This window comes from Streptomyces sp. SAT1, assembly GCF_001654495.1.
GTDB classification, from domain to species: Bacteria; Actinomycetota; Actinomycetes; order Streptomycetales; family Streptomycetaceae; genus Streptomyces; species Streptomyces andamanensis.
On sequence record NZ_CP015849.1, the window covers coordinates 5,358,631 to 5,377,911 of the forward strand.

General features: G+C 73.5%; 15 protein-coding genes. 10 read left to right on the top strand and 5 right to left on the bottom strand.

The window, feature by feature from the left end:
- Positions 1–90 precede the first annotated feature (90 nt).
- From A8713_RS23245 to ispG, 5 genes are all read left to right on the top strand, one after another.
- Positions 91–1,536 carry an aldehyde dehydrogenase family protein gene (locus A8713_RS23245; RefSeq protein WP_064535529.1) on the top strand — a complete coding sequence of 482 codons (1,446 nt, stop codon included), beginning with the start codon at positions 91–93 and terminating at the stop codon, positions 1,534–1,536.
- A 305-nt stretch (positions 1,537–1,841) separates the two neighbouring features.
- Positions 1,842–3,782 (top strand): acyl-CoA dehydrogenase family protein, encoded by a 1,941-nt coding sequence (locus A8713_RS23250; protein ID WP_064535530.1) that lies wholly within the window; start codon positions 1,842–1,844, stop codon positions 3,780–3,782.
- Positions 3,783–4,103: 321 nt separating this feature from the next.
- On the top strand, positions 4,104–5,363 hold the full coding sequence (dxr, locus tag A8713_RS23255) for a 1-deoxy-D-xylulose-5-phosphate reductoisomerase (protein WP_064535531.1): 1,260 nt from the start codon (positions 4,104–4,106) through the stop codon (positions 5,361–5,363).
- Between the two features lie 8 nt (positions 5,364–5,371).
- A complete protein-coding gene (locus A8713_RS23260) occupies positions 5,372–6,664 on the top strand; it encodes a M50 family metallopeptidase (protein WP_173860990.1) in 1,293 nt (430 codons plus the stop codon).
- 170 nt (positions 6,665–6,834) lie between these two features.
- Positions 6,835–7,992: a flavodoxin-dependent (E)-4-hydroxy-3-methylbut-2-enyl-diphosphate synthase gene (gene ispG, locus A8713_RS23265; protein ID WP_064535533.1), complete on the top strand. Its 1,158-nt coding sequence runs from the start codon at positions 6,835–6,837 to the stop codon at positions 7,990–7,992.
- A gap of 142 nt (positions 7,993–8,134) precedes the next feature.
- Here ispG and A8713_RS23270 read toward each other — a convergent pair whose 3' ends face one another.
- Entirely contained in the window at positions 8,135–9,994 is a 1,860-nt protein-coding gene (locus A8713_RS23270; protein WP_064535534.1) for a SpoIIE family protein phosphatase, read from the bottom strand.
- A gap of 220 nt (positions 9,995–10,214) precedes the next feature.
- Between A8713_RS23270 and A8713_RS23275 the strand changes: the two genes are divergently transcribed.
- The 3 genes from A8713_RS23275 to A8713_RS23285 all read left to right on the top strand — a co-directional run bounded on the left by A8713_RS23275 (position 10,215) and on the right by A8713_RS23285 (position 13,518).
- The gene (locus A8713_RS23275) at positions 10,215–11,063 is read left to right on the top strand and encodes a GNAT family N-acetyltransferase (RefSeq protein ID WP_064535535.1); all 849 of its coding nucleotides are present in this window, start codon (positions 10,215–10,217) and stop codon (positions 11,061–11,063) included.
- Between the two features lie 87 nt (positions 11,064–11,150).
- Positions 11,151–11,741 (top strand): GNAT family N-acetyltransferase, encoded by a 591-nt coding sequence (locus tag A8713_RS23280; RefSeq protein ID WP_064535536.1) that lies wholly within the window; start codon positions 11,151–11,153, stop codon positions 11,739–11,741.
- A 73-nt stretch (positions 11,742–11,814) separates the two neighbouring features.
- Positions 11,815–13,518 carry a proline--tRNA ligase gene (locus tag A8713_RS23285; RefSeq protein ID WP_064535537.1) on the top strand — a complete coding sequence of 568 codons (1,704 nt, stop codon included), beginning with the start codon at positions 11,815–11,817 and terminating at the stop codon, positions 13,516–13,518.
- Positions 13,519–13,626: 108 nt separating this feature from the next.
- Here A8713_RS23285 and A8713_RS23290 read toward each other — a convergent pair whose 3' ends face one another.
- From A8713_RS23290 to A8713_RS23305, 4 genes are all read right to left on the bottom strand, one after another.
- The gene (locus A8713_RS23290) at positions 13,627–14,964 is read right to left on the bottom strand and encodes a chloride channel protein (RefSeq protein ID WP_064535538.1); all 1,338 of its coding nucleotides are present in this window, start codon (positions 14,962–14,964) and stop codon (positions 13,627–13,629) included.
- A gap of 222 nt (positions 14,965–15,186) precedes the next feature.
- Positions 15,187–16,104 carry an aminoglycoside phosphotransferase family protein gene (locus tag A8713_RS23295; RefSeq protein WP_064535539.1) on the bottom strand — a complete coding sequence of 306 codons (918 nt, stop codon included), beginning with the start codon at positions 16,102–16,104 and terminating at the stop codon, positions 15,187–15,189.
- A gap of 132 nt (positions 16,105–16,236) precedes the next feature.
- The gene (locus A8713_RS23300) at positions 16,237–16,713 is read right to left on the bottom strand and encodes a DUF4439 domain-containing protein (protein WP_064535540.1); all 477 of its coding nucleotides are present in this window, start codon (positions 16,711–16,713) and stop codon (positions 16,237–16,239) included.
- A complete protein-coding gene (locus A8713_RS23305; RefSeq protein WP_064535541.1) occupies positions 16,710–17,393 on the bottom strand; it encodes a hypothetical protein in 684 nt (227 codons plus the stop codon). Before A8713_RS23305 ends, A8713_RS23300 begins: the two co-directional genes overlap by 4 nt.
- A 233-nt stretch (positions 17,394–17,626) precedes the next feature.
- On the opposite strand from A8713_RS23305, the gene rimP reads away from it, so the two are divergent.
- Complete coding sequence (gene rimP, locus A8713_RS23310) at positions 17,627–18,190, top strand: ribosome maturation factor RimP (RefSeq protein WP_064535542.1); 564 nt, start codon at positions 17,627–17,629, stop codon at positions 18,188–18,190.
- Positions 18,191–18,192: 2 nt separating this feature from the next.
- Positions 18,193–19,194: a transcription termination factor NusA gene (gene nusA / locus A8713_RS23315; RefSeq protein WP_064535543.1), complete on the top strand. Its 1,002-nt coding sequence runs from the start codon at positions 18,193–18,195 to the stop codon at positions 19,192–19,194.
- Positions 19,195–19,281 lie beyond the last annotated feature (87 nt).

The window sequence follows — 19,281 nt, forward strand, 5'->3', positions numbered from 1 at the left end:
AAGCGCCGCCGGGCCGGTGCCGCCCTACCGTTGTCGTCGCAAGCAGTCATCACCACTCACCTCCTACGCGGAAGGGCCGGGATTCGTTCAATGACATCCACCACCGCCTTCTGGCTCGCCGGCCGCCAGGCCACCGGCGAGGACACCTTCGACGTCACCTCCCCGTGGGACGGCCGGACCGTCGGGCAGGTCAGCGTGCCGACCGACGCCCAGGTCGAGGAGGCCGTGGCCGCCGCGCACGCCGTGCTGGAGGAGTTCGCCGGCACCCCGGCCCACGTACGCGCCGCCGCGCTCGACCACGTCGGCAAGCGGCTGACCGAGCGCACCGAGGAGATCGCGCAGCTGATCTCCGCCGAGAACGGCAAGCCGGTCAAGTGGGCGCGCGGCGAGGTCGGGCGTGCGGTGTCGGTGTTCCGGTTCGCCGCGGAGGAGGCCCGCCGGTTCAACGGCGGGGAGGCCCAGCGCCTGGACACCGACGGCGGCGGTCAGGGCCGCCTCGCGCTCACCCGCCGCTTCCCCAAGGGTGTCGTCCTCGGCATCGCGCCATTCAACTTCCCGCTGAACCTGTGCGCCCACAAGGTCGCCCCCGCGATCGCCGCCGGTGTCCCGATCATCCTCAAGCCGGCCCCGGCCACCCCGCTGTCCGGTCTGATCCTCGGTGAGCTGCTGGCCGAGACCGAGCTGCCCGCCGGTTCCTGGTCGGTCCTGCCGGTCTCCAACGACCGGATGCCCGCCCTGGTCCAGGACGAGCGGCTGCCGGTCATCTCCTTCACCGGCTCCGAGAAGGTCGGCTACGCGATCATGGACTCGGTGCCGCGCAAGCACTGCACCCTGGAGCTGGGCGGCAACGGCGCGGCCGTCGTCCTCGCCGACTGGGCGAGCGACGAGGACCTGGACTGGGCGGCGACCCGCATCGCCACCTTCTCCAACTACCAGGGCGGCCAGTCCTGCATCTCGGTGCAGCGCGTGATCGCCGACGCCGCCGTCTACGACCGGCTGCTGCCGCGGGTCGTCGCCGCCGTCGAGGCCCAGGTCACCGGTGACCCGTCCGACCCGAAGACGGACGTCGGCCCGCTGGTCAGCGAGGACGCCGCGCGCCGCGTCGAGTCCTGGGTGCGGGAGGCCGCCGACGCCGGCGCCACCGTGCTCACCGGCGGCAAGCGCGACGGCGCCTCCTACGCGCCGACCGTGCTCACCGGCGTACCCGCCGACACCACCCTCGCCCGCGAGGAGGTCTTCGGCCCGGTCCTGACCGTGCAGAAGGTGAACGGCGAGGCCGAGGCGTTCGCCGCGGTCAACGACTCCAAGTACGGCCTCCAGGCAGGCGTGTTCACCCACGACGTGCAGACCGCCTTCCGGGCCCACCGGGCCCTTGAGGTCGGCGGCGTGGTCGTCGGCGACGTGCCGTCCTACCGCGCCGACCAGATGCCCTACGGCGGCGCCAAGCAGTCCGGCGTCGGCCGCGAGGGCGTGCGCTACGCCATGGACGACTACACCTACGAGCGCGTCCTCGTCCTGACGGGCCTGGCCCTCTAGGACCTGTCAGGAGCGGTCGAACAGATCGAACCGGCCGGACCGGTCACACCGTCCGGGCCGGTCACCGGCGGCGACGGCCGGAGCCCACTGTGCGGGGGCTCCGGCCGTCGCCGTCCTGCACCGGGACGCCCGGCATCCCGCCCGCCCGCGCGAACAGCCGCGCCGCCCGCCCACCCCCGCGAACAGCCGCACGAGGTGGTGGCCCCGCCCGCCATCGGGTACATACGAACCAGGAGTACCGGTCGGTGGCGAACGCCCCCGAGATCCCTGTTCGCGAGGTCCGTCCTCGCGGTGAGGTGAGCCCCATGACCGCACCAGCGACCAGCAGCCCCACCGTGAGCGAGCGCGAGGCCCGGCAGGTGGCGGAGGCCGCCCGGGAGCAGCACTGGCGCAAGCCCAGCTTCGCCAAGGAGCTCTTCCTCGGCCGCCTGCGGCTCGACCTCGTCCACCCGCACCCGCTCCCGGCCGACGACGACGTCCGGCGCGGCGAGGCGTTCCTGGCCCGGCTCCGCGAGTTCTGCGAGACCCGGGTCGACTCCGCCCGCATCGAGCGCGAGGCGCGCATCCCCGACGAGGTCGTCACCGGGCTGAAGGAGCTGGGCGCCCTCGGCATGAAGATCGACACCAGGTACGGCGGCCTCGGCCTCACCCAGGTGTACTACAACCGGGCGCTCGCCCTGGCCGGTTCCGCCAGCCCCGCGCTCGGCGCGCTGCTGTCCGCGCATCAGTCGATCGGCGTACCGCAGCCGCTGAAACTCTTCGGCACCCAGGAGCAGAAGGACGCCTTCCTGCCGCGCTGCGCCCGCACCGACATCTCCGCCTTCCTGCTCACCGAGCCGGACGTCGGCTCCGACCCGGCCCGGCTGGCGACCACGGCCGTGCCGGACGGGGACGCGTACGTGCTGGACGGCGTGAAGCTGTGGACGACCAACGGGGTCGTCGCCGACCTCCTCGTCGTCATGGCGCGGGTGCCGAGGTCCGAGGGCCACCGGGGCGGCATCACCGCCTTCGTCGTCGAGGCCGCCGCCGAGGGCGTCACGGTCGAGCACCGCAACGCGTTCATGGGCCTGCGCGGCATCGAGAACGGCGTCACCCGCTTCCACCGGGTCCGCGTCCCGGCCGCGCACCGCATCGGCGAGGAGGGCCAGGGCCTGAAGATCGCCCTGACCACCCTCAACACCGGGCGGCTCTCCCTGCCCGCGATGTGCGTGGGCGCGGGCAAGTGGTGCCTGAAGATCGCCCGCGAGTGGTCGGGGGTGCGCGAGCAGTGGGGCAAGCCGGTCGCGCTGCACGAGGCGGTCGGCTCCAAGATCTCCTTCATCGCCGCCACCACCTTCGCCCTGGAGGCCGTCCTCGAACTGTCCTCCCAGATGGCCGACGAGGACCGCAACGACATCCGCATCGAGGCCGCCCTCGCCAAGCTCTACGGCTCCGAGATGGCCTGGCGGATGGCCGACGAACTGGTGCAGATCCGCGGCGGCCGCGGCTTCGAGACGGCCGACTCCCTCGCCGCCCGCGGCGAACGCGCCGTCCCCGCCGAGCAGATGCTGCGCGACCTGCGCATCAACCGCATCTTCGAGGGCTCCACCGAGATCATGCACCTGCTGATCGCACGCGAGGCCGTCGACGCGCACCTCGCGGTCGCCGGCGACCTCATCGACCCCGCCAAATCCCTGCCGGACAAGGCGCGCGCGGGCGGGCGCGCCGGTGTCTTCTACGCCAGGTGGCTGCCGAAGCTCGTCGCGGGCCCCGGCCAACTCCCGGGCTCGTACGCCGAGTTCCATCCGCGCGGGCACATCGACCTCTCCGGCCATCTGCGCTACGTCGAACGCCACGCCCGCAAGCTCGCCCGCGCCACCTTCTACGCCATGTCCCGCTGGCAGGGCCGGATGGAGAGCAGGCAGGGCTTCCTCGGCCGGGTCGTCGACATCGGCGCCGAACTGTTCGCGATGAGCGCCGCCTGCGTACGCGCCGAACTCCTGCGCACCCGCGGCGAGCACGGCCGTGAGGCGTACCAGCTCGCCGACGCCTTCTGCCGCCAGTCCCGCGTCCGCGTCGGCGAACTCTTCGACCGGCTGTGGACCAACACCGACGACATCGACCGCACGGTCGTCAGGGGCGTCCTCGGCGGTGTCTACGAGTGGCTGGAGCAGGGCATCGTCGACCCCTCGGACGACGGCCCCTGGATCGCGGAGCCGGAACCCGGCCCGAGCACACGGGAGAACGTCCACCGGCCGATCCGCTAGCACCACCGGCCGCCGCCCCGGCACCGCGTCCCCCGGGAGACCGCGCACCCCCCGCCGCGCCTCGCCCGGCGGGGGACCACGCCTCGCCCGGCGGAGGACCATCTGTTCCGCCGCCCCGCCCCACTCCGCCCCACTCCGCCGGGAAACCACCGGACCCGCCACCCCGCCCTCTGCCCCCGCCGCGCCCCGCCCCGCCGAGGCGCACCCCCCGCCCGCCCACCGCAAGCTGTCCCACCCCGCCGGGGTCGTCTCCCCGCCACCCCCGGCCGTGTCCGGGACCGCGCTGTCCTGAGCCGGAGCCGTTGCGGCCACAATGGGGGGATGAGCGACAGTCCAGCCCCTCTCGCCGATCCGCATCTCGTCTTCGACCCCGCAGGCGACGGACCCAGGGACGTGGTCGTCCTCGGGTCCACCGGATCCATCGGTACCCAGGCCATCGACCTCGTGCTGCGCCACCCGGACCGCTTCCGGGTCACCGCCCTGTCCGCCAACGGCGGCCGGGTCGGTCTCCTCGCCGAGCAGGCGTTCCGGCTGCGGGCGCGGACCGTGGCCGTGGCCCGCGCGGACGTCGTACCGGCCCTGCGCGAGGCGCTGGCCGCGCAGTACGGCGGTGGCGAACCGCTTCCCGAGATCCTCGCCGGGCCCGACGCGGCCACCCAGCTCGCCGCCTCCGACTGCCACACCGTCCTCAACGGCATCACCGGCTCCATCGGCCTCGCCCCGACCCTCGCCGCCCTGAAGGCGGGCCGCACCCTCGCGCTCGCCAACAAGGAGTCGCTCATCGTCGGCGGCCCGCTGGTCAAGGCGCTCGCCGCGCCGGGGCAGATCATCCCGGTGGACTCCGAGCACGCCGCCCTCTTCCAGGCCCTCGCGGCCGGCACCAGGGCCGAGGTGCGCAAGCTCGTGGTCACCGCGTCCGGCGGCCCCTTCCGCGGCCGCACCAAGGAGGACCTGGCCCACGTCACCGTCGAGGACGCCCTCGCCCACCCCACCTGGGCGATGGGCCCGGTGATCACGGTGAACTCCGCCACCCTCGTCAACAAGGGCCTGGAGGTCATCGAGGCCCATCTGCTGTACGACATCCCCTTCGAACACATCGAGGTCGTCGTGCACCCGCAGTCGTACGTCCACTCGATGGTCGAGTTCACCGACGGCTCCACGCTCGCCCAGGCGACGCCCCCCGACATGCGCGGGCCCATCGCCATCGGCCTCGGCTGGCCCGAACGGGTGCCCGACGCGGCGCCCGCCTTCGACTGGAGCAAGGCTTCCACCTGGGAGTTCTTCCCGCTCGACACCGAAGCCTTCCCCTCGGTCGGCCTCGCCCGGCACGTCGGCCGGCTCGCGGGCACCGCCCCGGCCGTGTTCAATGCGGCCAACGAGGAGTGCGTCGACGCGTTCCTGCGCGGCGCGCTGCCGTTCAACGGGATCATGGAGACCGTGACACAGGTGGTCGAGGAACACGGCACCCCCGCCACGGGAACTACTCTGACCGTGCCGGACGTCCTCGAAGCGGAGACCTGGGCCCGCTCCCGCGCCCGGGAACTGACAGCGCAATCGGCGACCGCGGAGGCGCGTGCATGACGTCCCTGATGATGATCCTCGGCATAGTCGTCTTCGTGATCGGCCTGCTGGTCTCCATCGCGTGGCACGAGCTGGGGCATCTGTCCACGGCCAAGCTCTTCGGCATCCGGGTGCCGCAGTACATGGTCGGCTTCGGACCGACGATCTTCTCGCGCAAGAAGGGCGAGACGGAGTACGGCATCAAGGCCATCCCGTTCGGCGGCTACATCCGCATGATCGGCATGTTCCCGCCGGGCGACGACGGCCGGGTCACCGCCCGCTCGACCTCGCCCTGGCGCGGCATGATCGAGGACGCCCGCTCGGCCGCCTTCGAGGAGCTTCAGCCCGGCGACGAGAAGCGCATGTTCTACACGCGCGCCCCGTGGAAGCGGGTCATCGTCATGTTCGCCGGCCCCTTCATGAACCTCGTCCTGGCGGTCGCGCTGTTCCTCGTCGTGCTGATGGGCTTCGGCATCTCGCAGCAGACCACCGCCGTCAGCTCGGTCTCGCAGTGCGTCATCGCGCAGAGCGAGAACCGCGACACCTGCACCAAGGCCGACGCCCCCTCGCCGGCCGCGGCGGCGGGCCTGAAGGCCGGTGACCGGATCGTCTCCTTCGACGGCGTGAAGACCGACGACTGGGACCGGCTCTCCGACCTGATCCGCGCCACGCCCGGCAAGGACGTGCCGATCGTCGTGCACCGCGACGGCCGGGACCTCACCCTGCACGCGAAGATCGCCAGCAACCAGGTCGCCGAGAAGGACTCCCACGGCCAGATCGTCCAGGGCAAGTACGTCACCGCGGGCTTCCTCGGCTTCAGCGCCGCCACCGGCGTCGTCCGCCAGGACTTCGGCGAGTCCGTGACCTGGATGGGCGACCGGCTCGGCGAGGCCGTCGACTCCATCGCGAGCCTGCCCGGCAAGATCCCCGCGCTGTGGGACGCGGCCTTCGACGGCGCGCCCCGCCAGCCCGACTCCCCGATGGGCGTGGTCGGCGCGGCCCGCGTCGGCGGCGACATCTTCACCCTCGACATCCCGCCCACCCAGCAGCTGGCCATGGCCATGATGCTGGTCGCCGGCTTCAACCTCTCCCTGTTCCTCTTCAACATGCTCCCGCTGCTCCCGCTGGACGGCGGCCATATCGCCGGTGCCCTGTGGGAGTCGCTGCGCCGCAACCTCGCCAGGGTGCTGCGCCGCCCGGACCCGGGCCCGTTCGACGTGGCGAAGCTGATGCCGGTCGCCTACGTGGTGGCCAGCGTCTTCATCTGCTTCACGATCCTGGTGCTGATCGCCGACGTCGTTAACCCCGTCAAAATCACCTAGGCACCCGCTGTTCGCGGCGGCCGGGCGGGCACCCTGTCCGGCCGCCTTCCATCGAGTGGGTTTGCCGGGTGGGATGTGCCGATGATCGGGGCGGTGCCGTAATCTCGAAGCCTGGAGCCCGCCGCTGAACGGGGCCGGACCTTGATCCACGACTTGGGGTTGCACAGCAGATGACTGCGATTTCTCTCGGCATGCCGTCCGTTCCGACCAAGCTCGCCGAGCGCCGCCGGAGCCGGCAGATCCAGGTCGGGTCCGTGGCGGTCGGCGGAGACGCGCCGGTGTCGGTGCAGTCGATGACGACGACGCGTACGTCGGACATCGGTGCGACGTTGCAGCAGATCGCGGAGCTGACGGCGTCGGGGTGCCAGATCGTGCGGGTGGCGTGTCCGACGCAGGATGACGCGGATGCGCTGGCGGTGATCGCGCGGAAGTCGCAGATCCCGGTGATCGCGGACATTCATTTCCAGCCGAAGTATGTGTTCGCCGCGATCGAGGCGGGGTGTGCGGCGGTGCGGGTGAATCCGGGGAACATCAAGAAGTTCGACGATCAGGTGCGGGAGATCGCGAAGGCGGCGAAGGACCACGGCACGCCGGTCCGGATCGGGGTGAACGCGGGGTCTTTGGACCGGCGGTTGCTGCAGAAGTACGGGAAGGCGACGCCGGAGGCGCTGGTGGAGTCGGCGCTGTGGGAGGCGTCGCTGTTCGAGGAGCATGGTTTCCGGGACATCAAGATCTCGGTGAAGCACAACGATCCGGTCGTGATGATCGAGGCGTACCGGCAGTTGGCGCAGCAGTGCGACTATCCGCTGCATCTGGGGGTGACGGAGGCGGGTCCGGCGTTCCAGGGGACGGTCAAGTCGGCGGTGGCGTTCGGTGCGCTGCTGTCGCAGGGGATCGGGGACACGATCCGGGTGTCGCTGTCGGCGCCGCCGGCCGAGGAGGTCAAGGTCGGTATCCAGATCCTGGAGTCGCTGAATCTGAAGCAGCGGGGTCTGGAGATCGTGTCGTGTCCGTCGTGCGGGCGGGCGCAGGTGGATGTGTACAAGCTGGCGGAGGAGGTCACGGCGGGTCTGACGGGCATGGAGGTGCCGTTGCGGGTCGCGGTGATGGGCTGTGTCGTCAATGGTCCGGGTGAGGCGCGTGAGGCGGATCTGGGTGTGGCGTCGGGCAATGGGAAGGGGCAGATCTTTGTGAAGGGCGAGGTCATCAAGACGGTGCCCGAGTCGAAGATCGTGGAGACCCTGATCGAGGAGGCCATGAAGCTGGCCGAGCAGATGGAGGCCGACGGCGTGGCCTCCGGCGAACCCGAGATCTCCGTCGCGGGCTGACCCGCCGCCGACGACACCCGGCCCGGCACGCCGCCGGGCCGCACGCCCCGCCGGATCCCCCACCGCGCGGGGCCTCGCGCCCCGCGGCGCCGCACACCTCGTAGGGCCTCACATCCCGCAGTGGCTCACTCCGCGCAGTGGCTCACTCCTCGCGCAGCCAGCTCGTCGGGTCCGCCACCGGTGAGTCCTCCTGGAGGGACCCGGGCGCGGCCCGGTTCGGCGCCGCCGGACTGCTGTACGGCGACTGCGGGGGAGGCGCCGGGTCCCGGTCGCCCGGGGCTCCCGCACCGCGCGGCGGCAGATGCAGCGCGAGCAGCGCGGCGTCGTCGCCGCTGGGCCTGATCCGGTCCAGCAGCGCGTCGCAGAAGTCGTCCACCGTCTCCCCGGCCATCCTCCGGGCCAGGACCTGCGCGTGATGGCGGAGCTTGGCCATCCCCAGATCGATCGGCCGGTCCCGGCTCTCCACCAGACCGTCGGTGTAGAGCAGGAGCAGGGACTCGGGCGGCAGTTCCTCGTACGCGTCGGGCCAGTTCAGCCCCAGGTGCAGGACGGCGCTCATCCCGATCAGCGGGCCGTGCCCCGCCGTCAGGAACCGCGCCTCGCCGTCCCGGGTGATCAGCAGCGGCGGCGGATGCCCGGCGTTGACCCAGTTCAGCCGCCACGGCCCGCCCTCGGGCCCCTCTATCCGGGCGAAGATCAGCGTGGCCATCGGCGCGTCACTGGTGTTGGTGACCGCCTCGTCCAGCCGGCACATGATCAGACTGGGCGGCTTCTGATGGTCCCAGGCCAGCGCGCGCAGCATGTTGCGGACCTCGGCCATGTGCGCGGCGGCCTGGAGGTCGTGACCGACCACGTCCCCGATCACCAGGGCCATCACCCCGTCGGTGAGCAGGAAGGCGTCGTACCAGTCGCCGCCGACCTCCATCGCGCTCTGCGCCGGCAGATAGCGCGCGGCCATCCGCAGGTGGTCCACCTGGGGGAGCGGGGCGAGCAACTGGCGCTGCATGGTCTCCGAGACGCTGCGCTGCTCCTGGTAGAGCCGGGCGTTGTCCAGCACCAGACCCAGCCGGCGGGCGATGTCGGCGAGCAGCCGCACCTCCGCCGCGGTGGGCGCGGGCGAGTCACCGGAGCGGCCCACCGTCAGCATCCCGTAGTGGTTGCGGCGCGCGGACAGCGGCATCACGACGGCCGTGTGGCCGCCCAGCCGCTCGAAGAGCCTTCCGTGCGTCACGGCGAGCGCGGCCAGCGGGGAGCCCGGGTCCCGCAGTTCGGCGGCGGTCAGCAGCACCGGCTCGTCGGCGCTCATCACCCGCTCCACCGCCGCCCGCGCGTCCACCGGCAGCGGCGGCAGCGCGCCCTCCAGCCGCCGCGCCCGCCGCGGATGCGCCGGGCACCGCACGGCGACCCGCTCCAGCAGCCCGGACCGCTCCGAGCACAGCGCCACCTCCGCCCAGTCGCCCAGTTCCGGCACCAGCAGTTGCAGCAGCCGGCGCATCCGCCCGGACGCCTCCAGAGCGGACATCAGCACCGAGGAGACGTCCGCCAGCAGGTTCAGCCGGGCGGTCAGCGCCTCCAGCGCGGCGGCGTGCGCGGCCATCCGCTCCTCGGCCGCCCGGTGCGCGCCGAAGTCGTCGAAGCACACCACAAGACCCGCGGGGCGGCCCGCCACCAGCAGTGACGTGGTGGTCCAGATGATCGGCAGGACCGAGCCGTCGGCCCGCAGGAAGTACTCCTCGCAGCCCTCCTCGACGGGCCGGGCGCCCTCCAGCGGCGTCTGCATCCGGCACTCGCCGCGCGGCATCTCGGTGCCGTCGGCGCGGCGGTGCAGCACGTCGTGCGCGTCCCGGCCGAGCAGTTCCGCCTCCGAGCGGCCCAGCAGCCGCTCCGCCCACGGGTTGACCGACGTGATGCACCCCGCGGCGTCGATGGTGAAGACGCCGGTGCCCAGGTCGTGCAGGACCGCGCGCGCGAAGTCCTCCAGGGCGACGTCCGCCGTGTTCATGGCCTCAGCCCCTCGCCCTCGCCGCTCCGGACCGCCGTCCGAGGTGGTGCCACCGTGATCACCGCTTTCCGAACCCGGCTCGACATGAGGGGTACCCATAACCGCCCACACTGCCACACATCGGACAGCCCGGTGCCCGGCCCTTCCGGGAGGGCGGCGCCGCCAGGATTCGGCAGGTACAGTGCGGAGATCAGCGGAACCCCAGCGTGAGGCCCCGTACGTGTTGACCCAGACCACCTCACGGGTGCTCGAACCGAGCGACCTGGACGCGGCGCTCGCCGTCCTCGACCGCGAGCCGGTCGCGAACGCCTTCGTGACCTCCCGGGTGCGGATCGCGGGCCTCGACCCGTGGCGGCTCGGCGGCGAGATGTGGGGCTGGTACGAGGACGGCATGCTCACGTCCCTGTGTTACGCGGGCGCCAACCTGGTCCCGATCTGCGCCACCCCGCGCGCCGTGCGCGCCTTCGCCGACCGCGCCCGGCGGGCCGGCCGCCGCTGCTCCTCCATCGTCGGCCCCAGCGAGCCCACCACCGAGCTGTGGCGGCTCCTCGAACCGAGCTGGGGCCCGGCCCGCGAGGTCCGCGCCCGCCAGCCCCTCATGATCACCGACCGGATGCCGGACGACATCGCCGCCGACCCCTACGTCCGCCGCGTCCGCAAGGACGAGATGGAGACGATCATGCCGGCCTGCGTGGCGATGTTCACCGAGGAGGTCGGCGTCTCCCCGCTGGCCGGCGACGGCGGACTCCTCTACCAGGCCAGGGTCGCCGAACTCGTCGGCTCGGGCCGCTCCTTCGCCCGCCTCGACGAGCACGGCAAGGTCATGTTCAAGGCCGAGATCGGCGCCGCCACCGACCGGGCCTGCCAGATCCAGGGCGTCTGGGTCGCCCCCGAGTACCGCGGCCGGGGCCTGGCCGCCCCCGGCATGGCCGCGGTGCTGCGCTACGCGCTGGCGGACGTCGCCCCCGTGGTGAGCCTCTACGTCAACGACTTCAACGCCCCGGCCCGGCGCACCTACCGGCGCGTCGGCTTCCAGGAGGTCGGCGCGTTCACCAGCGTGCTCTTCTGAGCCCGTCCGTCCGCCCGGCCGTCCGTCCGTCCGCCCAGCCGCCCGCGCGGCTCCGGCGGCGGACGGCGGCCGGGTAGTCTCCCCGGCATGGCGCACATTCCCGGTCACGGCCCCGGCCCCGGCCGCCGAGATGACATCGTGATCGGCCCCCTCGATCTGGCGGCCCGTGTCGACGAGGCGCTCGCCGTCCAGGCCGTCGCCTTCGGACTCGGCGCCGAGGAGGTCGCCGTACGCCGCCAGATCGTGCTGCGCCACATGACCTGCCCGGGGGCCCGCGCACTGGGCGCCACCACCGCGGACGGCCGGCTCGCCGGATTCGTCTACGGCATGCCCAACGACCGCACCCACTGGTGGTCCACCGTCGTCGAACCGTATCTGCGCGCCCGCGGGCACGAGGACTGGCTGGACGGCTCCTTCGTCATCACCGAACTGCACGTCCACCCGGCCCACCAGAACCGGGGCGTCGGCCGCGCCCTGATCACCGCCGTCACCGACACCGCCGCCGAGCCCCGCTCCATCCTCTCCGCCATCGACACCGACAGCCCGGCCCGCGGCCTCTACCACTCCCTCGGCTACACCGACCTGGCCCGCCAGGTCCTCTTCCCCAGCGCGCCGCGGCCGTACGCCGTGATGGGCGCCCCGCTTCCGCTGCGCCGCCGCACCCCCCAGGGCCGCTGACCGATTTCCACCGCCGCCGTCCGCCCGGCTAACCTCCTAGCCATCACCGATATCCGGCAGGAGTACGAGAACGATGGCGAACGCACCGGTCCAGCGCATGTCCCAGTTGATGGCCAAGACGCTGCGCGACGACCCGGCCGACGCCGAGGTCCTCAGCCACAAGCTGCTGGTCCGCGCCGGCTACGTCCGCCGCACCGCCGCGGGCGTCTGGAGCTGGCTGCCGCTGGGCAAGAAGGTCCTCGCGAACGTCGAGCGGATCGTCCGTGAGGAGATGGACGCCATCGGCGCCCAGGAGGTGCTGCTGCCCGCGCTGCTGCCGAGGGAGCCGTACGAGGCGACCGGCCGCTGGGACGAGTACGGCGCCGAGCTGTTCCGCCTCCAGGACCGCCGGGGCGGCGACTATCTGCTCGGCCCCACCCACGAGGAGATCTTCACCCTGCTGGTGAAGGACCAGGCGTCCTCCTACAAGGACCTGCCGGTCATCCTCTACCAGATCCAGAGCAAGTACCGCGACGAGGCCCGGCCGCGCGCGGGCATCCTGCGCGGGCGCGAGTTCCTGATGAAGGACTCCTACTCCTTCGACACGGCCGACGAGGGCCTCGCCGAGTCCTACGCCCTGCACCGCCAGGCCTACCAGCGCATCTTCGAGCGCCTCGGCCTGGACTACCGCATCTGCGCGGCCACCGCGGGCGCCATGGGCGGCTCCCGGTCCGAGGAGTTCCTCGCCCCGGCCGAGGCCGGCGAGGACACCTTCGCCGACTGCCCGAACTGCGACTTCGCCGCCAACACCGAGGCGATCACGTACGAGCTGAAGCCGGTGGACGGCTCCGGTGTGCCCGCGCTGGAGGAGATCCCCACCCCGGACACCCCCACCATCGAGACGCTGGCCGCCTCCCTCGGCGTCCCCGCCTCCGCCACCCTGAAGAACCTGCTGGTCAAGGTGGACGGCGAGATCGTCGCCGTCGGCGTGCCCGGGGACCGCGAGGTCGACCTCGGCAAGGTCGAGGCGCACTTCGCCCCGGCCGCCGTCGAACTGGTCACCGCCGAGGACTTCACCGGCCGTCCCGACCTGGTGCGCGGCTATGTCGGCCCGCAGGGCCTGGGCGAGAAGACCACCTACATCGCCGACCCGCGCGTGGCCCCCGGCACCGCCTGGATCACCGGCGCCAACAAGGAGCACACGCACGCGAAGAACGTCGTCGCGGGCCGTGACTTCGAGGTCGACGCCTACGTCGACGTGGTCGTCGTGCAGGAGGGCGACCCCTGCCCCCGGTGCGGCACCGGCCTGAAGCTGGACCGCGCCATCGAGATCGGCCACATCTTCCAGCTCGGCCGCAAGTACACCGACGCCCTCAAGCTCGACGTCCTCGGCCAGAACGGCAAGCCGGTCCGCGTCACCATGGGCTCCTACGGCATCGGCGTCTCCCGCGCCGTCGCCGCCCTCGCCGAGCAGCACGCCGACGAGCACGGCCTGGTCTGGCCCGCCGAGGTGGCCCCGGCCGATGTGCACGTGGTCGCCGCGGGCAAGGCTCTCCAGATCGACCTGGCCCTGGACGTCTCCGCCAAGCTGGCCGCCGCCGGACTGCGCGTCCTCGTGGACGACCGCGCCGGGGTCTCCCCGGGCGTCAAGTTCACCGACGCGGAACTGATCGGTGTCCCCAAGATCCTCGTCGCCGGCCGCCGCTCCGCCGAGGGCGTCGTAGAGCTGAAGGACCGCCGCACCGGCGAACGCGAGGAACTGACCGTCGACGAGGCCCTCGCCCGCCTCACCGCCTGACCCGCGCACGGCCCCTGCCCCGTCCCCGGGGCGCGGGCCGTGGACGTGGTGGCGGCGGCCGCGCCCGAAGCGGTGTGCGGCGGGTGTCATCGGGCTGCCATCGGGCTGTCATTGGGCGGGCAGGCGTACGGAGTAGATGGACGGGGTGTCGAGCCGGCGGGAGACGAGCATCGCGCCGGTGACGGCGAAGAGCAGGGGGACCATCAGGGCGTCGACGGTGCGGGTGAGTTCCAGCATCAGGACGACGGCGGCGACCGGAGCCTGCATGGCGGCGGCGAGGACAGCGGCGGCGCCGATGAGGGCGAAACCGGCCGCCGGGGCGGGCCATGCGTGTGCCCAGCCCTGCCCCGCCAGGGAGCCGAGCAGGGCACCGGTGGCGATGGTGGGGGTGAACAGTCCGCCGCTGGCGCCACTGCCCAGGCTCCCGGCCGTGGCGAGCGGTTTGAGGAGGAGCAGGGCCACGAGAAGGGGCGCGGCGACCTGCGCCGAGAGCGTGAGCTGGACGATGTCCTTGCCGTTGCCGAGCAGTTCGGGATAGGGCACGGCCAGCACCCCGACCACGGTGAAGACCAGCAGCGGCGCGATGAGCGGTCCCCACCCGGCGGGCCGGTGTTCGTGCGCGATCCGGATCATCCGCACCCAGCCGACCGCGACCAGTCCGGCGAGCGGCCCGATCAGCACGGCGAACACGGTCAGGGACGTGGACAGCCTCACCTCGGGCAGCCGGTAGGTGGGCCCGGCGGGCAGGACCGTCCAGGAGACCGCGGTGGCGATACCGCAGGTGGCCAGGGCGGGCAGGGCCAGGCGCAGCGACAGGACACCGAGCATCACCTCCAGCGTCAGCAGCGCCCCGCCCAGCGGGACGTCGTACACACACGCCATGCCGGCCCCGGCGCCGCAGGCGGCGAGCAGCCGGCGGTGCGCGACGTCCAGACGGGCCCAGTCGGACAGCCGGGAGGCCAGCGCCGCACCGGCCAGCCGCGGCGCCCCCTCGCGCCCCAGCGAGGCACCCATGCCGACGGTCACCACGGACAGGACCGCGGTGCCCAGACTCCGCCGCAGCGGCAGCCGCCCCTCGTCCCGCCACAGCGCCGTACTCACCTCCGAGCCGCCGGGGCCCGTCCACCACCGCAGGAGCCACCAGCCGATCCCGGCCACCGCCCCCGCGGCGGCCGGCGCCACCACACGACGCAGCGCGCCGGCCTCCTCGACCGCGGTCAGGAAACTCCCCGAACGGTAGGAGTACGTGAGGTGGGCCGCCGCATGCAGCACCACCATCAGCACGGCGCCCGCGAAGCCCGCGAGCACACCCGTGGCCACCACCAGAACCCAGAACCGCGCGGACAGCGCCGGAACGTCCGAGGGCGCGACAAGGTTCGGCTGCCCCGCCGTCTCCGCGCCGCCGGACCCGTCCTGTCCCCGGCCGTCGTCCCGTCCGCCGTCCATCGCCCGCCCTTCCCGCGCAGCCGGCCGCTGCCGCACCCTCGCCGGGCATCGTCTCCCGTCCCGGCGGGCCGGAGGGGCTGCCGGGCGCGTGTGTCGCGCCGCCCGCGCGAACCGGCCCCCGGCACTCGGGCCGGGGCTCGTACCGCTCCCGGCTCCACCGGGCCGGAATCGGCGGCGCCGGGCCCTCGTCCCGTGACCGAGGACGGGCGCGGTGCCCGGGGGTCAGAGCCAGCCGGCGAATTCCAGCAGGAGTTCGGCGTCCCGGGGGCGGCCGACGCGGCGGGCCCGGACGCCGGACTCCACGGCGCGGAACAAGGTCCAGCCGGTGAGCCGCTCGCGGTCCACCTCCAGGGACTCCGCCAGGCGTTTGATCCGGCGCCGGGTGATGGCCGGCCCGGACGGGGAGGCGATCAGGTCCTCCACCCGGTCGCGGACGAGGCGCGCGAGGTCGAAGGCGGGCTCGCCGACCACCGGGTCGGGCCCCACGGCCAGCCACGGCACCCGGTCCCCGGCGAGCACCTTGCTCTGCCGGAACGTGCCGTGCAGCAGCCGCGGTCCGGGCGGCGCGGCCAGCAGCTCCGTACGGGCCGTGAGCGCGCTCTCGACCAGCGGCGCCACGTCCGGGTCGCGCTCCGCGCTCGCCCGCATCGCGTCCGCCTGCCGCCCGGTCCGCTCGGCGACCGTCTCGAAGGGGTGCCCCGGCGGCGGCTCCACCCACAGCCGCCGCAGCGTGCCCGCCGCCTCCAGCAGCGCCCGCGCCTCCGGCAGCGACCGCACCGACACATCCGGGTGCAGCCGCTCCAGCAGCAGCACACCGGCCTCCTCGTCCGCCCCGGCCGACTCCGCCGGTTCCAGCAGCCGCACCGCGCCCCGGCCGTCCCAGTGCGCGAGCGCGGCCCGCTCGGCGCCGGGCCGGGCCCGGGGCGGAGCCAGTTTCAGCACGGCGGGCGTCCCGTCCGCCAGCCGCACCAGCACGACCAGGCTGCTGCGGCCGCCGGGCACCTGCACCCGCTCGACGGTCGACCCGCGTAGAGCGGCGGCCCGCTCGGCCAGTACGGGCAGCCGCTCCAGCCAGTCGTCACCGTCCGGCGACGTCTCACCGAGCGCCCGGACCAGACGCCGAGGCGGTTCGAAAGCCATGCGCGAGTGTTCCCTTCCTGGAGACCTGGACGCCCGGGTGCCGGGGCCGGACGGGGTCGCCCCGCTCACGCACCTCGTGCACCTCGTGCACCGCGTACCCCGGGCGGACGCGGCCGTCCGCCGCTCGCCGCGCTACGGCGTCGCTGCCGGAGGCGGTGTCGCCGACGTACCGTCGGCACCGGCGCGTTCGGCGAGACCAGGGAAGGCTACGCTCCCCCCGCGCCAGCCCACCGCCCGGACCGCCGCCTCGCGCAGCGCACCCGCCGCCTCCCGCCGCCGCTGCCCGGTGGCGGCCCGCACGGCATCGGCGTAGACCCCGGCCACCCGGTCCTCCAGCTCGGCCGCGAAGCGCAGCGCGGTGGCCGCGTCGGGCACCGGGAACGGCAGCGCGTAGGCGGCCGCCGCGGCCACCGGCTGCCCGCCCAGGTCGCGGACCTCGCGCACCAGCGAGTCCCGGCGCGCCCGATGGGCGTCGTACGCCGCCCGCGCCGCCGCCCGCCGGTCCTTGCCGACCCGGCCGCCCACCACGCCGTACCCGTACACGGCGGCGTGCTCCGCGGCCAGCGCCGCCTGGAGCGCCCGCAGTTCCTGCTCGGTCGCCTTGCTCACTGGCCCCCCTCGGTCAGCAGGTACGCGTGCGCCGCCCCGGCCGCCGCCACCGAGGCCAGCAGCCGCGCCAGCTCGCCGGGCACCCGGAGCAGCGCGTCCGTCCGGCGGTCGGCGAGCGAGCGCTCCGCCGCGGCGAGCGAGGCGAGCGCGTCCCCGGGACGGGCCGGGACCCCCGCCGAAGCGGAGGCCGCCGCACCGCCGGACGCCGCCGCACCACCGGAGGCGGGCGCACCCGCGGAACCGGAAGGCCCCGCCGTACCCGCCGCGCCGCCCCCGCCCACCGCTGCCCGGACCGCGTCCGTCGCGGCCGGTGACGCGGGCCGGGTCGCGCCGTCGCCGGATCCTGCCGTCGCCGTCGAGGAGGGGGCTGGCGCCGCCGCGGACGCTCCCGCGCCGCCGAACGCGGCGGCGTGGCGCGCCACTTCGGCCCGCAGCGGCGCCAGCCGCCCGGCCAGCGCCGGATGCGCGGCGAGCACGGCGTCGTAGCGCCGCGCCAGGTCCTCGCTGTCCCGGGCCGCGCCCGCGCGCACCCGGTCGGCGAGCGACGGACCGCCGCCGCTGTCACCGGAGGAGTCGCCTCCGGCGGAGCAGCCCGCGAGCAGGGCGGCCCCCGCCGCCGAGGCGAGCAGGCTCCTTCTGCGCGGGCCCGAGGGGGCCTGCGAGGGTGAGGGGAACGGCACGGCAGACGTCCTCGGGTGCGTACGTACGAAGCGGGAAAGGCGGGAAAGGGCGGACAGGCGGCCAGGCCGCGGACCGGCCCTGCCCGTGATCACCGTACCCGCGCGCGTCCCGGGCGCGGCTCAGCGCCACCACCCTCGCCCAGGTGGACGGCAACACCCCTTGGGACCGGATACCCTTTGACCAGACACGCGAACCGTCCCACAACAGCACACGCGGCCGAGGAGTCACCCGGATGAGCACCACCCAGAGCGAGAGGCTGCGGGAGCTGCTGGAACCGCTCGTCACCTCCCAGGGGCTGGATCTCGAAGAGATCGCCGTGGACTCCGTGGGACGCAAGCGGGTGCTGCGCGTCGTCGTCGACTCCGAGACCGGTGCCGACCTGGACGCGATCGCCGATGTGAGCCGCGCGCTCTCGGCGAAGCTCGACGAGAGCGACGCGATGGGCGAGGGGGAGTACACCCTCGAGGTCGGCACCCCGGGCGCGGAGCGCCTCCTCACCCAGCCCCGGCACTATGTGCGCGCCACGGGCCGGCTGGTGAAGTTCCAGCTGGCCGAGGGCGGTGAGCTGGTGGCCCGGATCGTCGCCGTCGACGACGAAGGACTCGACCTCGAAGTGCCCGGAGTCAAGGGCCGCAGGCCCACGGCCCGCCGGGTCGCCCTGGCCGACGTGGCCAGGGCCCGCGTGCAGGTCGAGTTCAACCGCAAGGACAGCACCGGCGGCAGCGACAGCGCGGGCAGCGCGGGCAGCACGGACAGCAGGACCGAGAAGGACATGAAGGAAGAGGAGGAGGCGTAGCCGTGGACATCGACATGAGCGCCCTGCGGGGCTTGGTGCGGGAGAAGGAGATCTCCTTCGACCTGCTGGTCGAGGCGATCGAGTCGGCCCTCCTCATCGCCTACCACCGCACCGAGGGAAGCCGCCGCCACGCGCGCGTGGAGCTCAACCGGGAGACCGGGCATGTGACCGTGTGGGCGAAGGAGGACCCGGAGGACCTCGAAGAGGGCCAGCGGGCGCGCGAGTTCGACGACACCCCGTCCGGCTTCGGCCGGATCGCCGCCACCACCGCGAAGCAGGTCATCCTCCAGCGGCTGCGCGACGCCGAGGACGACGCGACGCTCGGCGAGTACGCCGGCCGCGAGGGCGACATCGTCACCGGCGTCGTCCAGCAGGGCCGCGACCCGAAGAACGTGCTCGTGGACATCGGCAAGCTGGAGGCCATCCTGCCGGTGCAGGAGCAGGTGCCCGGCGAGACGTACCCGCACGGCATGCGGCTGCGCTCGTACGTCGTCCGGGTGGCCAAGGGCGTGCGCGGTCCGTCCGTCACCCTCTCGCGCACGCATCCCAATCTGGTGAAGAAGCTCTTCGCCCTGGAGGTGCCCGAGATCGCGGACGGCTCGGTCGAGATCTCGGCGATCGCCCGCGAGGCCGGCCACCGTACGAAGATCGCGGTGCGGTCCACCCGTTCGGGTCTGAACGCCAAGGGCGCCTGCATCGGCCCCATGGGCGGCCGGGTGCGCAATGTGATGGGCGAGCTGAACGGCGAGAAGATCGACATCGTCGACTGGTCGGACGACCCGGCCGAGATGGTGGCGAACGCGCTCTCCCCGGCCCGGGTCTCCAAGGTGGAGGTCGTCGACCTGGCGGCCCGCTCCGCCCGGGTGACCGTGCCGGACTACCAGCTGTCCCTGGCGATCGGCAAGGAGGGGCAGAACGCCCGGCTGGCCGCCCGCCTCACCGGCTGGCGCATCGACATCCGCCCGGACACCGAGCAGGCCGGGGAACAGACCGCCGGGGAATAGATCCAGGCCGCACAGCGCTGGGATCACGACAACAACCGTTCGAATCCTCCCCCCGAGGGGTGAGGTGCGTGCGGGGAGGTAGACTTA

Coding starts and splice junctions, on each gene's coding strand:
- A8713_RS23245 (WP_064535529.1), top strand. CDS start 91: ATGACATCCACCACCGCCTTCTGGCTCGCCGGCCGCCAGGCCACCGGC.
- A8713_RS23250 (WP_064535530.1), top strand. CDS start 1,842: ATGACCGCACCAGCGACCAGCAGCCCCACCGTGAGCGAGCGCGAGGCC.
- dxr (WP_064535531.1), top strand. CDS start 4,104: ATGAGCGACAGTCCAGCCCCTCTCGCCGATCCGCATCTCGTCTTCGAC.
- A8713_RS23260 (WP_173860990.1), top strand. CDS start 5,372: ATGATGATCCTCGGCATAGTCGTCTTCGTGATCGGCCTGCTGGTCTCC.
- ispG (WP_064535533.1), top strand. CDS start 6,835: ATGACTGCGATTTCTCTCGGCATGCCGTCCGTTCCGACCAAGCTCGCC.
- A8713_RS23270 (WP_064535534.1), bottom strand. CDS start 9,994: ATGAACACGGCGGACGTCGCCCTGGAGGACTTCGCGCGCGCGGTCCTG.
- A8713_RS23280 (WP_064535536.1), top strand. CDS start 11,151: ATGGCGCACATTCCCGGTCACGGCCCCGGCCCCGGCCGCCGAGATGAC.
- A8713_RS23285 (WP_064535537.1), top strand. CDS start 11,815: ATGGCGAACGCACCGGTCCAGCGCATGTCCCAGTTGATGGCCAAGACG.
- A8713_RS23290 (WP_064535538.1), bottom strand. CDS start 14,964: ATGGACGGCGGACGGGACGACGGCCGGGGACAGGACGGGTCCGGCGGC.
- A8713_RS23295 (WP_064535539.1), bottom strand. CDS start 16,104: ATGGCTTTCGAACCGCCTCGGCGTCTGGTCCGGGCGCTCGGTGAGACG.
- rimP (WP_064535542.1), top strand. CDS start 17,627: ATGAGCACCACCCAGAGCGAGAGGCTGCGGGAGCTGCTGGAACCGCTC.